This is a genomic window from Paenibacillus sp. D2_2 (assembly GCF_031199965.1).
Taxonomy (GTDB): Bacteria; Bacillota; Bacilli; order Paenibacillales; family Paenibacillaceae; genus Fontibacillus.
In genome coordinates this window covers 2,960,935-2,977,562 of record NZ_CP133605.1, presented here as the reverse complement: position 1 = coordinate 2,977,562, position 16,628 = coordinate 2,960,935, and the positions used below count along the sequence as shown (strand labels likewise).

Genomic DNA, 16,628 nt, shown 5'->3' with positions numbered 1-16,628 from the left:
AATGACAATGCAGATCAAGATCCCGCGGCGGCTGACAACGGCGTTGGTCAATTCGTTGACTGCAGGCGTGGTGCCAAGAATCGGCCTGGAACATATCGCGGTGGGCCGAAAGGCTGAGGTAGAAGCCATATTACGCGATATGGACAATATCGCCGCAGGCGGGGCAGCCATGAAGCTGATCACCGGACGCTATGGCAGCGGTAAGAGCTTCCTGCTACAAACGATCCGCAATTATGCGCTCGATCGCGACTTTGTGACGGCTGACGCGGATTTGTCACCCGAACGGCGTCTGGTTGGTACGAAAGGCCAAGGCTTGGCCACTTACCGTGAGCTGATGACGCATTTGTCGACGCGGACTCGTCCGGACGGTGGAGCGCTGGAGGCCGTGCTGCAGAAATGGATTACTACCATTCAGCAGGATGCGATGAAGAGGAAGGCTTACGCCCCGGTGATCCAGCACTAACAGAAGCAGTGGAGCAGCGGATTTTCACGGTCACAGCACAGATGCAGAACCTGGTACACGGTTTTGATTTTGCACGCGTATTGGCGGCCTATTGGAATGGGCATAAGCTAGGTGAGGATGGGCAGAAGCAGGCAGCTCTGCGCTGGCTTCGCGGCGAGTTCCCGACCAAGACCGAAGCGCGGAAAGAACTCGATGTGAGCGTCATTATCGATGATGATAACTGGTACGACTATATCAAGCTGTGGTCGGAATTTGTGGCGGCGGTTGGCTATCAAGGATTGCTGCTGTTTATTGATGAGGGCGTCAATTTATATAAAATATCGAACAGCATCGCTCGCACGAGCAATTATGAAAAGCTGCTGACGATGTTTAACGATACGATGCAGGGCAAAGCGGAGCATCTTGGTATTTTCCTGGGGGGTACGCCTCAGTTTGTTGAGGACGAACGGCGCGGTCTATTCAGCTATGAGGCGCTGCGCTCCCGTCTGGTGGAAGGAAGATTTGCAGGCGCCGGTTACCGTAATTACACGGGTCCAATTCTCAAACTTGAGATGCTTTCACATGAAGAAATTTTGATCCTACTGCAGAAGCTGCGGCAAATTCATGGTTTGCATTTTAGCTATACCCCGAACTTAACTGATGCGGAATTAATTCAGTTTATGGAGATGGCTGTTGGTAGAATGGGAGCGGACGAGCTGCTGACACCGCGGGAAATCGTGCGTGATTTTATGGATTTGCTGCATACCTTGCATCAGAATCCTGAGGCTTCGTTCAGCCAGTTGCTTGGAGAACGGATGGTTGAGCCAGCGGCAGGTGTAGGGGAGCCAAAGGATGAACTGGATGATTTCCTGGCGGAGTTTGAATTATGAGCGGCGAGGCGAATCAGCTATTTTACCGCTTGGCGCTGTTTATTCAGGAATTTATTTATCGGAAGAGATGGGAGACGCTACGTCCGGCACAGGTAGAGGCGCTTAAAATTTGCATGGATTCCCCGCACCATATGCTGATTGCAGCAGGGACGGCGTCAGGGAAGACAGAGGCAGCTTTTTTCCCGGCATTAACCGAGTTGCATGAACGTCCATCCGCATCCGTAGGTATTTTGTATATTGGCCCTCTGAAGGCGCTGATCAACGACCAGTTCGAACGGATCAAAGAATTGCTTCGGGATGGTAATATTCCAGCCTGGCATTGGCATGGCGATGTCTCACAGACGGAGAAGAGCAAGTTGATGCGTAATCCATCGGGCGTGCTGCAGATTACGCCGGAATCGCTGGAAGGTCTACTGATGAACCGGCCTAATGCGATCCCCGCTTTGTTCCATGATCTTAGATACATTATTATCGACGAGGTACATGCTTTTATGGGGGTGGACCGAGGTATTCAGGTGCTAAGCCTGATCGCAAGGATTGAGAGAATGGCAGGCTGTTTGCCAAGACGTGTGGGCTTATCCGCAACCCTAAGTGACTATGAAGCAGCCAAGGCCTGGCTCGGCGCTGGAAGTAAGCAGCCGGTCGAAGCCGTATCCGTGCCTGGGGGGCGTAAGCTGCGGCTGCGGGTTGAGCACTTCTCGTTCCCGGATGCCCGGGACGAGGAGCAGGCCGAGCATTTACAGAATGCCCGCAAGGCTTATTACAACTTCGTCTATGACAGTACACATTTGAAAAAAGCGTTAGTATTCACCAACAGTCGTTCCGATGCGGAGTTGACGACGCTGGAGCTGCGTAGGGTGGCGGCGCACCGCCATCAGCCGGATGTATTCTATGTGCATCATGGCAGCATCTCGGCGATGCTGCGCGAAGAAGCAGAGGCTGCGCTCAAGGATAAGCCAGGCCCTGCAGTTGCCGCTGCGACAGTAACGCTCGAGTTAGGAATTGACTTGGGAGAGCTGGAAGGGGTCATACAGCTGGGTGCACCGTACAGCGCCTCCAGCTTCGTGCAGCGGCTAGGTCGGTCTGGAAGGCGGGGGGATGCAGCTTCCGAGATGCTGTTTGTCTGCCCGGAAGAAGAGGACGAAGATGCGATGCTGCCTGCCCGTATGCCGTGGATGCTGCTGCGGGCGATTGCTGTCATCGAGCTGTACGTTCGAGACCGCTGGGTGGAGCCGCTCGATATACGTCAAATGCCAATCGGTCTTCTCTATCACCAAACGATGAGCATTTTGAAGAGTAGAGGCGAAGCGACGCCTGCCGAGCTGGCATCCGATGTGCTGTCGCTGCCGTCTTTCCATCAGATTTCCCAGGATACGTACAAAGTGTTCCTGAATTACTTGCTGCAAACGGATCATATTCAATGGACCGAGCAGCAAACCCTGATCATCGGCCTAACGGGCGAGAAGATTGTGAACAACTTTCGATTCTACGCTGTATTCAAGGATGATGAGGAACATGCCGTTTATAATGGAACGGAGGAAATTGGCTCGATTACGACTGTGCCGCCGCCAGGATACTGCTTCTCGTTAGCAGGCAAGCTGTGGAAGGTCACTGAGGTGGACACCAAGCACAAGGCTGTATACGTTAAAGACTCTTTAGGTAAAGTCGATACATTGTGGCTCGGGGCTGGCGGAGACATTCATACGTTGGTAGTGCGGAAAATGCGTGAGGTATTGGCGGATAGTATGATCTATCCGTATCTATCTCCGCAGGCAGTCAATCGCCTGGAGCGGGCTCGTCGTCTAGCGAAGGAGAGCGGGCTGTTGAGATCACCGGTCGATCCCGGCAGGTGGCGACTCGTTATTCATTTTGCCGTGGGTTGGCAGCAAACAGTTCCGTACGCTAGAGCGGCTGCTCAAAAATAACCTCTCGCAGCGTCTTTCACTTCGTTCCATCGTGCCGATGGAGCCGTATTATTTCGTTGTGTCCGGTAAAGCGGACAGTCAAGCGCTCTTGGAACAGATTTTACTCGAATGCAGTTTTTGTACGGATCCGTCCATGCTGCTTGGGCCAGATGAAGCGCCGTATTTGGGCAAATACGATGAATTTGTCGCACCAGAGCTAGTTCGTCAGGCTTTTGCCGTGGATGGGTTGGATGTTGAGGGGCTCAGGGCTGGACTTGAACGAGAGGGGGATAAGAATGAAAATTTTGATCACCGCGTTTGAAGCTTTTGGTGGAGATTCCATAAACCCGACCGAGAGGCTACTTGCCGATATCGGGGAGGAGAAGATTTCCGGAGCAGAAATTCATACTTTGATACTTCCAGTTGTCTTTGATGTATGTGCGGACAAGCTGCTTGAGGTAGTGCGGGTGCTACGGCCGGATGCCGTTATCTGTTGCGGGCTTGCTTCAGGGCGTACTTCGATTACGCCAGAGCAGATCGCAATTAATCTTAAGGAGGTTCCTAAAGAATCCAGCGTAGCTGACAATAAAGGAAATCGCCCTTTTGACGAGCGGATTAACCCTGACGGTCCTGACGGTTTGTTCAGCCTTCTTCCTGTTCGCGAGTTGGTGGACAGCATGAAGGAGCAGGGCATTCCGGCTGTGATCTCTTATACGGCAGGAACATTTATTTGTAACAATACCATGTATGCTTTGCTCGATTACATTCGTGTTCACCAGCTGCCAATGGTCGGCGGATTCGTCCATTTCCCGGCGTCGGAAGAGATGGCCGCAGCCAAGCCAAGCTTGCCTTCCTTGTCGCATGAGACGATGCTGAAGGGTCTGAAAGTGATGATACATACGTTGCTTCTGTGATCGTGTTACATGGGGATTAGGGATCGTCAGTAGCTTAATAGTTAGTGACTTGGCCGAAATGAGCCATTAATGGTACTCAGTAGCAATGGATAGTAGCGATGACTCAGTAGTGTGCTCCCTCCCGGCGCCAGCCAAACTAACGAAACTGGGACACGCTATTTGTACTATACTAGTGCGTAAAAAAATCTAACGAAACTACAGATCGCTATTTGGTCAAAAATTTGGTCTAAACAGAGCAATTTGAGTCGAATAACGATACCTAGTTTCGTAAAATCCCGCACGATGGTTCGGTTTTCATTTTAGTAACAATGGCATCAAATATTTGATATATTTAAGTAGTTTCATTGTATTATTACGCTTTGATTTTGGTATCTTTACCTTACCCCATTATATAGAAGGAGGCATCATCATATGGAAAACATAGCGCTGCAGCTTTATTCTATCAAAGAACTAACGAGCGAGGATTTTCTAGGTACACTAAAAAAAGTTGCGGAGATCGGTTATGACGGTGTTGAGTTCGCTGGATATTTCGGTACTCCGGCGTTGCAGCTTAGGAAGTCCCTAGACGAATACGGACTACGTGCTGCCGGGAGTCATATCGGTATGCCAGATCTCACCGAACGGATTGAAGAGATGATCGATTATTCGCTAGCTATCGGCAGTCCATATATTATTTGTCCAGGGCTTCCTGAAGAGTTGCGTGAGAATGCTGACAGCTATAAGCGGACCGCGGAGATTTTCGATCGGATTGGTGAGCGCTGCAAAGAGCAGGGGCTACGCTTCGGTTATCACAATCACGGCATCGAATTCCAGAAGCATGACGGCTTAACGGGAATGGAGCTGTTGGCCCAACATACTTCGCCTGAGCATATGTTCTTCGAACTGGATACATACTGGGCTGAGTATGCCGGGTTCAGTGCAGCAGAATGGATAGAGTCTTTTGCAGACCGTTGTCGTATTCTTCATATCAAAGATATGAAAGACAAGCAGGATCAGCGAAATACGGAGATCGGCTCGGGCATTCTTGACTTCAAGACTATAACGGCTGTAGGTAAGCGTAGTGGAGTGGAATGGTATACCGTGGAGCAGGAGGAGTACGAGATTCCACAGCTGGAATCGATCAAGACCAGTCTCAACTATTTGCGACAAATATTATAATAAACGAATTATCTGGTAAGCCGAAGGTAATACACAGAGAGTGCTTGCCAAAATGTTATCTTTTCTATGCAAATGGGACATCCTGTGGAAGGAAGCGAAAACATCTACAGGAGGACAATCTGCACAATGAAAAAACAAGCTATCTGCCTAAGTATCCTTGCCACCCTATTATTTGGAGCTGCACCTATGAATCCTGCTTTTGCTAAGTCAGAGGAACTGCAAATAAAGACGGTGATCATCGATTCCAAGGGAGCAGAGGTGGGCACGGCCGTGTTGACGCAAAAAGCGGACGTCGTTCAGATCCATATTGAAGCGAAGAACCTGCCTCCGGGAGAGCATGGTATTCATTTTCATGAGACTGGAAAATGCGAACCGCCTGACTTTAAAACCGCTGGGGCTCACTTCAACCCACAGGGCAAACAGCATGGATTCAAAAATCCGAAAGGGTTCCATGCAGGTGATCTGCTGAACCTTTCGGTCAAAGCCGATGGAACGGTCAACACCGATTTGGAGAGCAAGATGGTAACACTCAAGAAGGGCTCCCCGAATTCTTTGTTGAAGCCAGGCGGAACTTCTCTTATGATTCATGAAAAAGCCGATGACTACGTCACCGATCCGTCAGGAAATTCCGGGGCGCGCATTGCCTGCGCTGTTATTGATATAACGCGGTAAGATCAGTCACATACGAAGCAGCTGAACCTATGGTTTGGTTGCTTCTTTTTTGACGACAGAACAGCTTAAGACTGTATGGCTGCCAGCTGCCAGGAAAGAGAAAATCCGCCCAGCTCCTTCGCTGTAGCGGATTCCATGTAAACTTTCGATTATTCCTCGTCCGTATCGCTAAAAGCAGCCGGCTTCGCCACCCATTCATCGGCTTCAGGCTCGATATCTACGCCTTGTTCCATTTTCGTTTTTTCCATTAATGAATCTCCGGCAGAGTCCATTTTATTCCGGAGCTTCGCTTCATCCTGAGAATGATCTTGATTGTTACTCATAGGCTTGGTTCCTCCTGTACATTCAAAATGCATTGAATTTGTTTGTTCGAATCCAGTTTATTATTTTCAATAAATGTAATATTATACAAGCATAAGACATCCTTGATTCAGACCTGGCACATCTTCCAACGTTGTAGTTCATTCAGCACAAGCGGCACATGAATCACACTTAAAGTGGGAGTTCCTAAAGAGGATGCCTGATTCATTTGGTGATCAGAAGCGATCTTTTAGAACAAACTCTAAAGGAGGAAATGCGATGCTTCAGACAAGGACAAGGGTTAAAATGCGGACAAAGTTCAATGTTCACCCACGATCTGCTGCAACAGCTACTTCGACTACAGTGTCCAATCCAAAACAGAGCAAAAGGTACAAGATGTTTGTCAGTCTGGTCATTGCAGTCTTATTAGCCGGGGCGGGATCAATCGCGCTTCCGCAGAACAGCTATGCCTCGGGAGAAAAGAAGTCTTTTCCACAACAGGTAAGTTATCCAGGTATTATCAAACCAACCCACATCACCCAGAATGCGATGAATCAATCTGTCGCCCAGTACTATGATTATTGGAAAGGGAAGTACTTGAAGCATGACCTCAGCTCGTTACCTGGTGGTTATTATGTCAAGGGTGACATAACTGGGAGTCAGGATGGCTTCACTGCCTTGGGTTCTTCGGAGGGACAAGGATACGGAATGATCATTACGGTGCTTATGGCTGGACATGATCCGGATGCGCAGACGATCTATAATGGATTGTTCAAGACGGCCCGAGCGTACAAGAGTGCGATAAACCCTAATCTTATGGGGAGGGTTGTCGCGGATGACAAGAAGGCTCAAGGACATTTCGAATCAGTTACCGAAGGGGATCTCGATATCGCATATTCATTAATTCTTGCCCATAATCAGTGGGGATCAGCTGGCTCGATCAACTATTTACAAGAAGCGAAGCAAATGATATCGAATGGCATTAAGGCTAGTAATGTAACGACGAACAACCGACTGAATCTGGGTGATTCGGATACTAAGAACGGTCTCAATACAAGGCCTTCCTCATGGATGCTCAGCCATCTAAGGGCTTTCTATGAAGTAACTGAGGATCCGATATGGATTCAATTGCTCGATAACCTCTATGCTATATACAGTGATTTTAGTAATACTTACTCTCCTACAACAGGTCTGATCTCAGATTTTGTAATCAATAACCCGCCTAAACCTGCACCTGATGGGTATCTCGATAAATCCAAAAAGACGAGCATTTATTATTATAACGCCAGCCGTGTCCCGCTTAGATTCGTCATGGATTATGCGATGTATGGGGACCCGCGTAGCAAAGCGATCTCTGATAAGTTGACAAGTTGGATCAAAGGGAAGACGAATAACACTCCTTCGAATATTAAAAATAGCTATACGCTAAACGGAACAGAAGAAGGGGATCATGCGACAGCGGTATTCGTATCTCCGTTCATCTCAGCGGGTACGGCTGACAGCAGCAACCAAGCCTGGGTCAATGCCGGCTGGGATTGGATGAAGAACAAGAGGGAGGATTACCTCAGCGATAGCTATAATCTTCTCAATATGCTGTACATCTCTGGGAACTGGTGGAAGCCCACTTCGGTCGAGCAGACGTCACTATCCAATCTGGCGGTTAATGCACCAGCAGTAGCAAGTTCTTTCGGTGGAATTAACTTTGAAGCGGAGCGGGCCTTTGACGGCAATTTACAGTCTAGATGGGCTAGTAATAGTAGTGAAGGTAGTGAGCCACAGTGGATATATGTAGATCTCGGAACGGTTAAGAAGATCGGCAGTGTAAGACTTCATTGGGAAGATGCATATGCGGTCAAATTTAAAATCCAAGTTTCCAATGACGGATCGGTTTGGAATGATGTTTACACGGAATCCAACGGAAGCGGGGGAGTACAGGACATTCCTCTGAACAATGTGCAAGCTAAATATGTAAAAATGTATGGAACAGAAATGGGAACCCTATACGGCTACTCGCTGTATGAGTTTGAAGTATATCCGCCGAACTAAAGTAACGTTCTGTACAATTATTGTCTGTAGAGAATTTAAAGAATAAGAACGAAGGAATGAATAGTTGGTTAACATATTATAAGTTATGTAAACCAATATTAAGTAATTTTAAAAATTTACTTATTAGAAGTAGGTTCGCATATAATTAATCGTGTTAATTATATGCGATAACATTGTGAAAATGGTCTATTAAACTGAAGGGGAGGCCTATAATAAGGCTTTCCTCTGACCATACTGATCGAAGTACAGTTTATAAAGAAAGTCGAGGAACTAATGTTCATATGATTAATAATTTATGTCATAAACTAAAATTAGAGTGTCCCCACAATGAAAAATATGGTTAGCTAAACTCGAAATGATTGACATAAAGAGTGTTATGTAAACTAATTGACAGAAGCAAATAGATAGATGGGATAAATTCGCTTGCAGTTCCTTTACAAAAACAAGAGCAAGCCTGGTATTAACCAAGCTTGCTCTTCTCAAATCTTCGTCAGATCATTAGTATCTCCCGGATCTCTTGCTCCGTCATACTAGAGATCGATTGTTGTCCGGGTTGGATGATCTCGTCGATCAGATCCTTTTTCTTCTGTTGTAGCTCATACATTTTCTCCTCAACCGTTCCTTCGGTCAAGAGACGGATGATCTGTACTACCTTCGTCTGCCCGATGCGATGGGCACGGTCCGCAGCCTGTTGCTCAACGGCTGGATTCCACCATAAATCGTACAGAATGACCGTATCTGCTCCGGTCAAGTTAAGCCCGGTACCACCAGCCTTCAGTGAGATCAAGAAGATATCATGCTCACCTTCATTGAACCTGTCGCATAGATCAATCCGCTCAGAAGAAGGTGTCGTTCCATCTAAGTAGAAATAAGGTATACCACTATACCCGAGTTCACGTCCGATTAGATTTAGCATTTGGGTAAACTGCGAGAAGATTAACATTCGCTTCCCAGAGCTGAGGCATTCGTCAATAATGTCGAAGAGCTGATCAAACTTGGCCGATCTGCCCTTATAGTCTTCAATAAATAGGGAAGGGTGGCAGCATAATTGACGTAGACGAGTGAGGCCGGCCAGAATGCGGATCTTATTTTGCTGGAAGCTGTCCTCGTTAAGATGCTTCAGTGTCTCTTGCTGAAGCTGGGCGAGATAGGCCGCATACAGATTCTTCTGATCGGACAGCAGCTCAGAAGTTTGCACCGATTCAATTTTCTCCGGCAATTCACTCAGAACATCCGTCTTCAAGCGGCGCAATAGGAATGGCTTGATCCGATTGGCGATGTTCTCCCGCGACAGATCGTTGAATGTCTGTCTATCTCTGAATAGGGCAGGGAAGACCGCATCAAAGATCGACCATAACTCCTCTAGCGAATTTTCTATTGGTGTTCCGGTCAGCGCGAACTTATACTTGGCTTGGAGCGCCTTGACGGCATGAGCCGTCTGTGTAGTATGATTCTTAAAGTTCTGCGCCTCATCCAGAATCAATGTATGATAAGCTTGTTCGGTATACTGCTCAATATCTCGACGTAGCAGCGGATAAGAGGTAATAATAATATCGAATCCGTCTTGCTCCTGCAGCTGACGAACCCGCTCGCTCTTACTGCCATCAACGATCAGACTCCGTATCTCTGGAGCGAATTTTCGCAGTTCATTTCGCCAGTTGTAGACGAGGGAAGCAGGTGCTACAATAATCGCCGGTAGCTTATGCTCGCGAATTTCCGGTAATACAGAGACGAGGAAAGTGATACTCTGCAGCGTCTTGCCCAGTCCCATATCATCGGCGAGAATGCCGCCAAAGTGATACATGGCCAGCGTCTTCAGCCACTGATACCCATAAACCTGATAATCACGTAGAACAGGAGCAAGGCTTGTTGGCAGTACGAACTCCATATTGTCGGGATTCTTCAGATTCGACAGAAGACGGCGTAGTGACTTCTCCGGCTTTAACAGCTCCGTATACCGTTGCTCATCCAGGAGATGGAATGAACTGGCTAACGGAACACGTATGCCATCACCATTTTCATTGAACTGAAGCTTGCCTGAATCCTGAACGAACTGAATCATTTTCTTGAATTTCTCGTCTGATAATGGCATTAAAGAACCGTTTGGCAGTTTGTAATATTTACGTTTGACTTGGATCGCCTCGATGAGCTCGCGTACTTCTTTCTCAGCAACACCATTCAATTCGAATTTGAATTCGAGCCAATCCGTACGTTCATCCCAAATAGCTGAGATTCTAGGCGGTGTAGAAGGCCGCTCTATCCTTACTTTTACAGCCGTCGTGGCAAATATATTAACGAATTGCTCCAGTCTCGGTACAATATGATAGAGAAAATCAAATTCTGCCGTCTCATCCTCCAGGAAGAAGCCGCTCTCTGTTCGCACGAATGAGCTATCATCCATCAACTCAAGGATTTGCTGCTCCTGGTCTTCATCACGAATGAGGATGTGGTCGGATCCACGTTGTAGATCCTTATCCTCAAGCGGGTTAATGACTACATCTCCGTATTGAAACTCCAGTCCAGCAAGCAAGCGGTTCTTCAAGCGATCCAGATATAATCTGGCCTGTAGTGGCTTGCGCACGATCCGGTCTGTGATCGAATCATCGATCTTCACTTCACCTAGTTTCATTAACCCAGGCAGGGCCTTCTCTATGAACAGAGCCATCTGCTCTGTGCCAACGCCGACTTTAGCTTTGCGATAAACCTTTAGCAGCTTCTTAAGTTCATGGAGCTGTAGGCATTGTTGCGGATCGAGAGTGATCAGCTCGTTATAGATTAATGCCATATTATAGGAATCGAGAATGGTGATCTCATCCAAACCTTCGACCTCGAAAGAATAGGAATCATCCTCATCGGAATGGCGGATAGCATATTGGATCGGCAGCGGTCTGCTTGATTCGAAGAATCCTTTGTACAATACCCCATTGGCCTCTAGCTTAACAGAAGGGGAGGAGCGTAACAGTGCTAGCAGCTCTGCCCAGGCATAAGGTGGTATCACTAGGCTCCGTTCTTCGGGATAGCCGGAACGAATGTTATAATGATCTGCCGTCTCACGAATTAAATGCTCGTTCCGATGAATGTCGATTAGCTTCTGTACAATCGCGGACAGTTCAGCAGGGAAGCTGTGGAACTGCGGATCATAGGTGAAATTGGGCGTGAATGTATATTTTCCGCCGAGATCGACTTGTTCCAGAAACTGCTTAATATTTTTCACAATATATAGACGCTTTGTCCCCAGCTTCATCTCGATCGAGAATATTTGCTTCTCATATCCGTAGGAGTCGAGCCTCAGTATAAATTCAGCTTCAATTCGCTCTCTTGCATCGAAATATGATCCAGTCCGTGTCAGACGGGGCTTGCTCATACCGAACAGTCCCATAATATCACGCATCAGCCGCGTTTCCTGGGTCGAGCTGCGATAGGGGCAGGGGGTAAGTCCCGCTCCAGCTTGGCCGCTTGATTTACAATGGTCTCTTTACGTTCCATAACATGTGCAGCCGATGGTTTGGGATGATTCTGTAATTCATACACGCCTATCATCACCGCCGCGATATGTGGGCAGTAATTACCACTCGCAGCAAAAGCCGGACAAGTACAATCCGTTGTTAATGCGCCGTCCGAATAGATCGTCAAATTCACTTCATATTCATCTGTTCCCGATACAATAGCCTTATAAATTTGTTGGTCCGTATTCTGCCTTGTGTAGTTCACCTTGCCGGCCTCATAGTAAGCCCGTCCTGTCTCATAAGCCGCTTTGCCGCAGAACATATGTATCGCGCTCTGAGTTAATAAATGTCGCATCGCATTACCTCATCTTCTTACACTAATTATCAACGTAGCTAGATACTCATCTATTAATACGTGTTCAAAAAGTCCAGTTAACCTCTATTAATGATAAACAAGTTCCCCTACAAAATAAAGCAAGGCCGGCACCACGATTCGGGTGTCAGCCTTTTGGCGAATTGAATTCAATAATTGGTTTTATTACTTGCATAATTAATTTGATCTTCTCCGGTGGACATTCTTCCAGCATCTCAATAATTTCATTGCGCAAATAGTCATTGGACAGCTTATTGGTACCGCTCAGAATATATTCTGGTGATTCCTCAAGTACTACGCATATCTGTGAAAGCCTGTCCAGATTAATCGGTGTCTTACCACGCTCAATCTTGCTTATGTATGCGTTGGAGACGTCCAGCTTCTCAGCCAGTATTTCTTGTGTAATCCCATGTTCTTCCCGGGCTTGCTTGATGCGCCTGCCAATCAGGGAATAATCAAAGCTCATGCTCATCACCTACATGAATTGTAGCAACCTAAGTTAATCTATAACATGCATATAAAGTTTAATTGAACTTATAAGTTAATATTGGTAATATAAAGGTAAATGTATTTTATATATTTATATTTCCTAAAATATTGAATTTATGTTTGCCAATTCGAGGGAGATCATTCAATGACGACTGATCACAGAGTCTCGCAAAAGCAGGAACTGGCTGTGACACATAAGGAGCTGTTCGAAGAAGCAGAATCCTTGTTCGCTCGCGGCAAGTGGCAGCCTGCATCCGAATTATATGAGAAAATTGTGAAGCTGAATGACGAGAGGACAGTGACGGATGAGATCGTCATATGCTATTTCCGGATATTTTACATGACTAGCGAGACAAAGCCTGGTAATACGGAGGAAATGCTCAGGTTCATTCCTTTTCGTTATCGTCTGCCTTATGAGCATACGTTGGAAGGGCTCTATCTGCTTGCGCGCGCCTATGCTGTGCTTGATCGTTGGGATGAGGTGCGGCAATATGCTGCTGAAATGATGAAGCAGGTTGAGCTATTTTTCAAGAAACAGAATGATAACAAATTTCGAAACAGGCCTCCCTTTAGACGCTCTATAGTGGCGTATTATGGACAAGGACTATTAATGATGTCAGAAGCATATGAGTCTGAAATGGCGTACTCCGAGGCAAGGGAATGTCTAGAAGACGGCTTCCATTTACCGCTAATCTATGATGCCCTACCAGAAGACATACTGGAAGCAGAGTGTCTCTCGTTGTTAGTTAAGGGAAGATTGTTGGCGCTAGAGCTGAAGACCTGCGAGTTGAACCGACTTCCGCAGCTTGCCTCCCTCATAGAAGAATACCCGCATTTAAGATTAGAAGGCTTAATCGGTTCATTAATTGCTGCTAATAAATACGGGTTCTCCCTCGATCACAACTTAGAAGAGATGCTGCACCACTTTACTGAAACCCCCGCATTCATGATATGTGGCGAAAATCAGATTAGAGAGCGTGATCAATATAGCCGAATGTACTATCAAAGTGCTGTATATTGGCTTGATAGAGGAGAGCTGATGCGGGGAGCAAGTCAATTACTTCGCAGTATTAAAATAAGCTTATACCTCAAGAATCAGCATCGATTATTGGCCAGTCTCACAATGTTCGAGAAGCATCGCCAGCATATCCCAGATATAATTAGTGTGGAGATTATTAAGCAATGTCAGGAGAGGACGAAGGAAGCTACGCTACGCTTCCCCTGGAAGCAAATGCTCTTATAGAAGATGCTCATCAAGCCCGCTTCTGATTTGAAATCCAATCGAGGCCAATTAACAAGATAACTTATATAGGAATAATAAAATAGGTGTTGACCTTCACGTTACGTTAAGGTGTAGAGTGAATTTGTCAGGAGGGAAGCTGATGGAATACACCATTCAAAAGTTGGGTCAGCTAGCGGGGATCAGTACAAGGACACTACGCTATTATGATGAGATTGGAATTCTTAAGCCTGGCAAGAACCAACTCATCAGGATATCGGATTTACGGGGCAGCCGAGCTCAACCAGTTGCAGCAAATATTGTTTTTTCGCGAGCTTGGATTTGCACTGGATCACATCAAAGAGGTGATTACGGCCCCGTCCTTTGATCGGATCGCTGCGCTGAAGCAGCATCGCAAACAGCTCCTTGACCGCAAGCGGCAGCTTGATCTGCTAATTGCGAATGTAGATCATACGATAACCGAAGCAGAAGGGAGAATAACGATGACTGATACAGAGAAATTTACTGGCTTCAAAGAACAGTTAATCGCTAAGAATGAGCAGAAATATGGGACTGAGATTCGAGAGAAATATGGCGCTGATACAATCGATAAATCAAACGGGAAGCTCCGAAATATGACAGTTGAGCAATATGAGCGTGTGACAGCACTGGCCGACGAAGTCATTGCGGCTTTGCTGGAGGCGTATAAGACAGGAGATCCGGCAGGAGAACAGGCTCAGCATGCTGCTGGATTGCATAGAGAGTGGCTGACTTATTATTGGAACAGCTACAATAAGGAAGCTCATGCGGGCTTAGCGCAAATGTATGTAGAGGACGAGAGGTTTCGTGAGTATTATGACAAGCATCAGCATGGACTGGCCCAATTTCTACGAGATGCTATTGATGTGTATATTAAAGGAACTTTGTAGTATCAATATTGTCCGCCTTAAGACAAGTAGGTTATGATGGGGGGAGTGAATATACCCTTGATCGAGGTGGGATAGATTGAAGAAGGTTGCAGTAATTGGTGGAGGAATTACAGGTTTGTCCACGGCTTATTATTTGCATAAGATCATTCAGGAACGGAATCTTGATGCAACAATAGTACTAATTGAAGCGGATGAGCGGTTAGGTGGAAAAATCCATTCTGTGAAGCAGGATGGATTTATTATGGAAGTTGGAGCCGACTCTCTCGTTGCCCGTAAACGGAACGTTGACCCACTGATCGATGAGCTTGGACTACGAGATGAGGTCGTCTATAACGCTACTGGCAAATCCTATCTTCATACGGACGGTAAGCTGAAGTTAATACCCGAGGACGCGGTATTCGGCATCCCGCTGAGTCTTCAGGCATTGGCTGAGAGCGAGCTTGTCTCGGCAGAGGGCAAGGTGGAGGCGCTGAAGGACTTCTACACAACGAATGAGACGTTCACGATGAACGATTCGATCGGACTGTTCCTAGAAGCTTTTCTTGGCAAAGAGATCGTTGAGAAGCAAATTGCTCCGGTATTATCAGGTGTCTACTCCGGTAAGCTAAATGAATTAACAATTGCTTCCACGCTGCCATATTTATTGGATTATAAGAATCAGTACGGCAGTATTATGAAGGGACTTGCAGAAAATCGCCAGACCTTTAAATCGCAAGGGGAGAAGAAATTTCTTTCCTTTGCAGGTGGTACTTCAGCGATTATTGAGCGGATGGAGCAGGTGCTGTCAGAGATCGTGTGGATGAAAGGCAGCAAAGTGAGCCGTGTAATACGAGACAATGAGCAGTATTCGATAGATTTGGAGGATGGCCGTAGCTTGTTGGCGGACAGTGTTGTTCTGAGTGTGCCACATCAAGCGGCTCAGTCGATGCTTACCGATGAGAGTCTGAACGAAGACTTTGCAGAATTGGTCGGAAGTTCCTTGATCAGTGTATATATGGGCTTTGACGTAAGTGATGAATTGCTTCCGGAGAATGGAACGGGATTCATCGTTGCCGATAGCAGTGGATTGAAGTGCCAGGCTTCTACATGGACTAGTCGTAAATGGACTCATACATCGAAGAATCATCAATTACTGGTGCGCCTATTCTATAAAAGCTCAGGTCCGAATTATGAACGACTTCAAGGCCTATCTGAGGAAGATATGTTGCAGGAAGCGATGTCTGATCTGCAGCAGAGTATAGGCGAGCTTCCGCAGCCGACAACCTATGCAATTACGCGGTGGACGGACTCTATGCCTAACTATCATTTGCGGCATCATGAGGTTGTCCAATCACTGGAGCGTAAGGTCGCGCAGCAGTATCCGGGTCTGTTCCTGGCCGGTTGCTCATATTACGGCGTAGGTATCCCGGACTGCATCGCCAACGGTGAAGCGACCGCAGCTCGCGTGGCTGAACTTCTATAGTATTGACTATCCCACCTGTGCATGATAAAGTTTCAAAAAAGCAATGACCAAGACCGGTATTCCAAAGTTCGCGGTGCAGAGAGAATCCCACAGGCTGAGAGGATTCTTCCGGCGAAGGAGTACTTCCTGACTTGCGAGCTGTAACGGGATAACCGTTACCGGGGTTCGGCCGTTATCCGAGAAAGAGGACAATGATGTAATTTACTCAAGTTCAAAAAGGCCGGTTTTCAGCACCGAGAAGGTTGGATGAAGCTAGGGCGTGAGGAGCGGAGCGTACGTAGTTTGTACGTGAGCACTGGAAGGCCCGGGTGAATTCAAGATTCGATGCCGAATTTACTTCCTGAATTGCTTCGTGATCAAAATCGGACTTTTTGAACGACTGCT

10 protein-coding genes and 4 pseudogenes are annotated in these 16,628 nt (G+C 46.9%); 10 read left to right on the top strand and 4 right to left on the bottom strand.

Features of this window, described 5'->3' with window-relative positions:
- The first annotated feature begins 1 nt into the window (after position 1).
- From RE628_RS15115 to RE628_RS15095, 5 genes and pseudogenes are all read left to right on the top strand, one after another.
- Positions 2-1,332 (top strand): annotated as a pseudogene (locus RE628_RS15115) (ATP-binding protein).
- A pseudogene (locus tag RE628_RS15110) lies at positions 1,329-3,558 on the top strand (DEAD/DEAH box helicase). Before RE628_RS15115 ends, RE628_RS15110 begins: the two co-directional pseudogenes overlap by 4 nt.
- The gene (locus RE628_RS15105) at positions 3,533-4,150 is read left to right on the top strand and encodes a pyroglutamyl-peptidase I (protein WP_309153869.1); all 618 of its coding nucleotides are present in this window, start codon (positions 3,533-3,535) and stop codon (positions 4,148-4,150) included. Before RE628_RS15110 ends, RE628_RS15105 begins: the two are co-directional and overlap by 26 nt.
- A 411-nt stretch (positions 4,151-4,561) precedes the next feature.
- Complete coding sequence (locus tag RE628_RS15100; protein WP_309153868.1) at positions 4,562-5,308, top strand: sugar phosphate isomerase/epimerase family protein; 747 nt, start codon at positions 4,562-4,564, stop codon at positions 5,306-5,308.
- Between the two features lie 126 nt (positions 5,309-5,434).
- On the top strand, positions 5,435-5,980 hold the full coding sequence (locus RE628_RS15095) for a superoxide dismutase family protein (RefSeq protein ID WP_375142917.1): 546 nt from the start codon (positions 5,435-5,437) through the stop codon (positions 5,978-5,980).
- A 149-nt stretch (positions 5,981-6,129) separates the two neighbouring features.
- On the opposite strand, the gene RE628_RS15090 is transcribed toward RE628_RS15095, so the two are convergent.
- Entirely contained in the window at positions 6,130-6,303 is a 174-nt protein-coding gene (locus RE628_RS15090) for a hypothetical protein (protein WP_309153867.1), read from the bottom strand.
- A 373-nt stretch (positions 6,304-6,676) separates the two neighbouring features.
- On the opposite strand from RE628_RS15090, the pseudogene RE628_RS15085 reads away from it, so the two are divergent.
- Together RE628_RS15085 and RE628_RS15080 are read left to right on the top strand one after the other, a co-directional pair.
- Positions 6,677-7,903: pseudogene (locus RE628_RS15085) on the top strand (glycosyl hydrolase family 8); the annotation flags it as partial.
- The gene (locus RE628_RS15080) at positions 7,880-8,326 is read left to right on the top strand and encodes a discoidin domain-containing protein (protein WP_309159475.1); all 447 of its coding nucleotides are present in this window, start codon (positions 7,880-7,882) and stop codon (positions 8,324-8,326) included. The pseudogene RE628_RS15085 and the gene RE628_RS15080, both read left to right, overlap by 24 nt.
- Positions 8,327-8,816: 490 nt before the next feature.
- Here RE628_RS15080 and RE628_RS15075 read toward each other — a convergent pair whose 3' ends face one another.
- The 3 genes from RE628_RS15075 to RE628_RS15065 all read right to left on the bottom strand — a co-directional run bounded on the left by RE628_RS15075 (position 8,817) and on the right by RE628_RS15065 (position 12,611).
- The gene (locus tag RE628_RS15075) at positions 8,817-11,717 is read right to left on the bottom strand and encodes a DEAD/DEAH box helicase (RefSeq protein ID WP_309153866.1); all 2,901 of its coding nucleotides are present in this window, start codon (positions 11,715-11,717) and stop codon (positions 8,817-8,819) included.
- Positions 11,717-12,127, bottom strand: a complete 411-nt coding sequence (locus RE628_RS15070) for an SWIM zinc finger family protein (RefSeq protein WP_309153865.1) — start codon at positions 12,125-12,127, stop codon at positions 11,717-11,719. The genes RE628_RS15075 and RE628_RS15070 overlap by 1 nt, the downstream gene beginning before the upstream one ends.
- Before the next feature lie 145 nt (positions 12,128-12,272).
- The gene (locus RE628_RS15065; RefSeq protein WP_309153864.1) at positions 12,273-12,611 is read right to left on the bottom strand and encodes a helix-turn-helix domain-containing protein; all 339 of its coding nucleotides are present in this window, start codon (positions 12,609-12,611) and stop codon (positions 12,273-12,275) included.
- 168 nt (positions 12,612-12,779) lie between these two features.
- Between RE628_RS15065 and RE628_RS15060 the strand changes: the two genes are divergently transcribed.
- From RE628_RS15060 to hemG, 3 genes and pseudogenes are all read left to right on the top strand, one after another.
- Complete coding sequence (locus tag RE628_RS15060; RefSeq protein WP_309153863.1) at positions 12,780-13,877, top strand: hypothetical protein; 1,098 nt, start codon at positions 12,780-12,782, stop codon at positions 13,875-13,877.
- A 139-nt stretch (positions 13,878-14,016) separates the two neighbouring features.
- Positions 14,017-14,782, top strand: a pseudogene (locus RE628_RS15055) (MerR family transcriptional regulator).
- Between the two features lie 76 nt (positions 14,783-14,858).
- Complete coding sequence (gene hemG / locus RE628_RS15050) at positions 14,859-16,244, top strand: protoporphyrinogen oxidase (RefSeq protein ID WP_309153862.1); 1,386 nt, start codon at positions 14,859-14,861, stop codon at positions 16,242-16,244.
- Positions 16,245-16,628: the final 384 nt, after the last annotated feature.

Bases quoted from the DNA above. Each gene is read 5' to 3' on its own strand.
- RE628_RS15105 (WP_309153869.1), top strand. From the start codon at position 3,533: ATGAAAATTTTGATCACCGCGTTTGAAGCTTTTGGTGGAGATTCCATA.
- RE628_RS15060 (WP_309153863.1), top strand. From the start codon at position 12,780: ATGACGACTGATCACAGAGTCTCGCAAAAGCAGGAACTGGCTGTGACA.
- RE628_RS15090 (WP_309153867.1), bottom strand. From the start codon at position 6,303: ATGAGTAACAATCAAGATCATTCTCAGGATGAAGCGAAGCTCCGGAAT.
- RE628_RS15070 (WP_309153865.1), bottom strand. From the start codon at position 12,127: ATGCGACATTTATTAACTCAGAGCGCGATACATATGTTCTGCGGCAAA.
- RE628_RS15100 (WP_309153868.1), top strand. From the start codon at position 4,562: ATGGAAAACATAGCGCTGCAGCTTTATTCTATCAAAGAACTAACGAGC.
- RE628_RS15095 (WP_375142917.1), top strand. From the start codon at position 5,435: ATGAAAAAACAAGCTATCTGCCTAAGTATCCTTGCCACCCTATTATTT.
- RE628_RS15065 (WP_309153864.1), bottom strand. From the start codon at position 12,611: ATGAGCTTTGATTATTCCCTGATTGGCAGGCGCATCAAGCAAGCCCGG.
- RE628_RS15075 (WP_309153866.1), bottom strand. From the start codon at position 11,717: ATGCGTGATATTATGGGACTGTTCGGTATGAGCAAGCCCCGTCTGACA.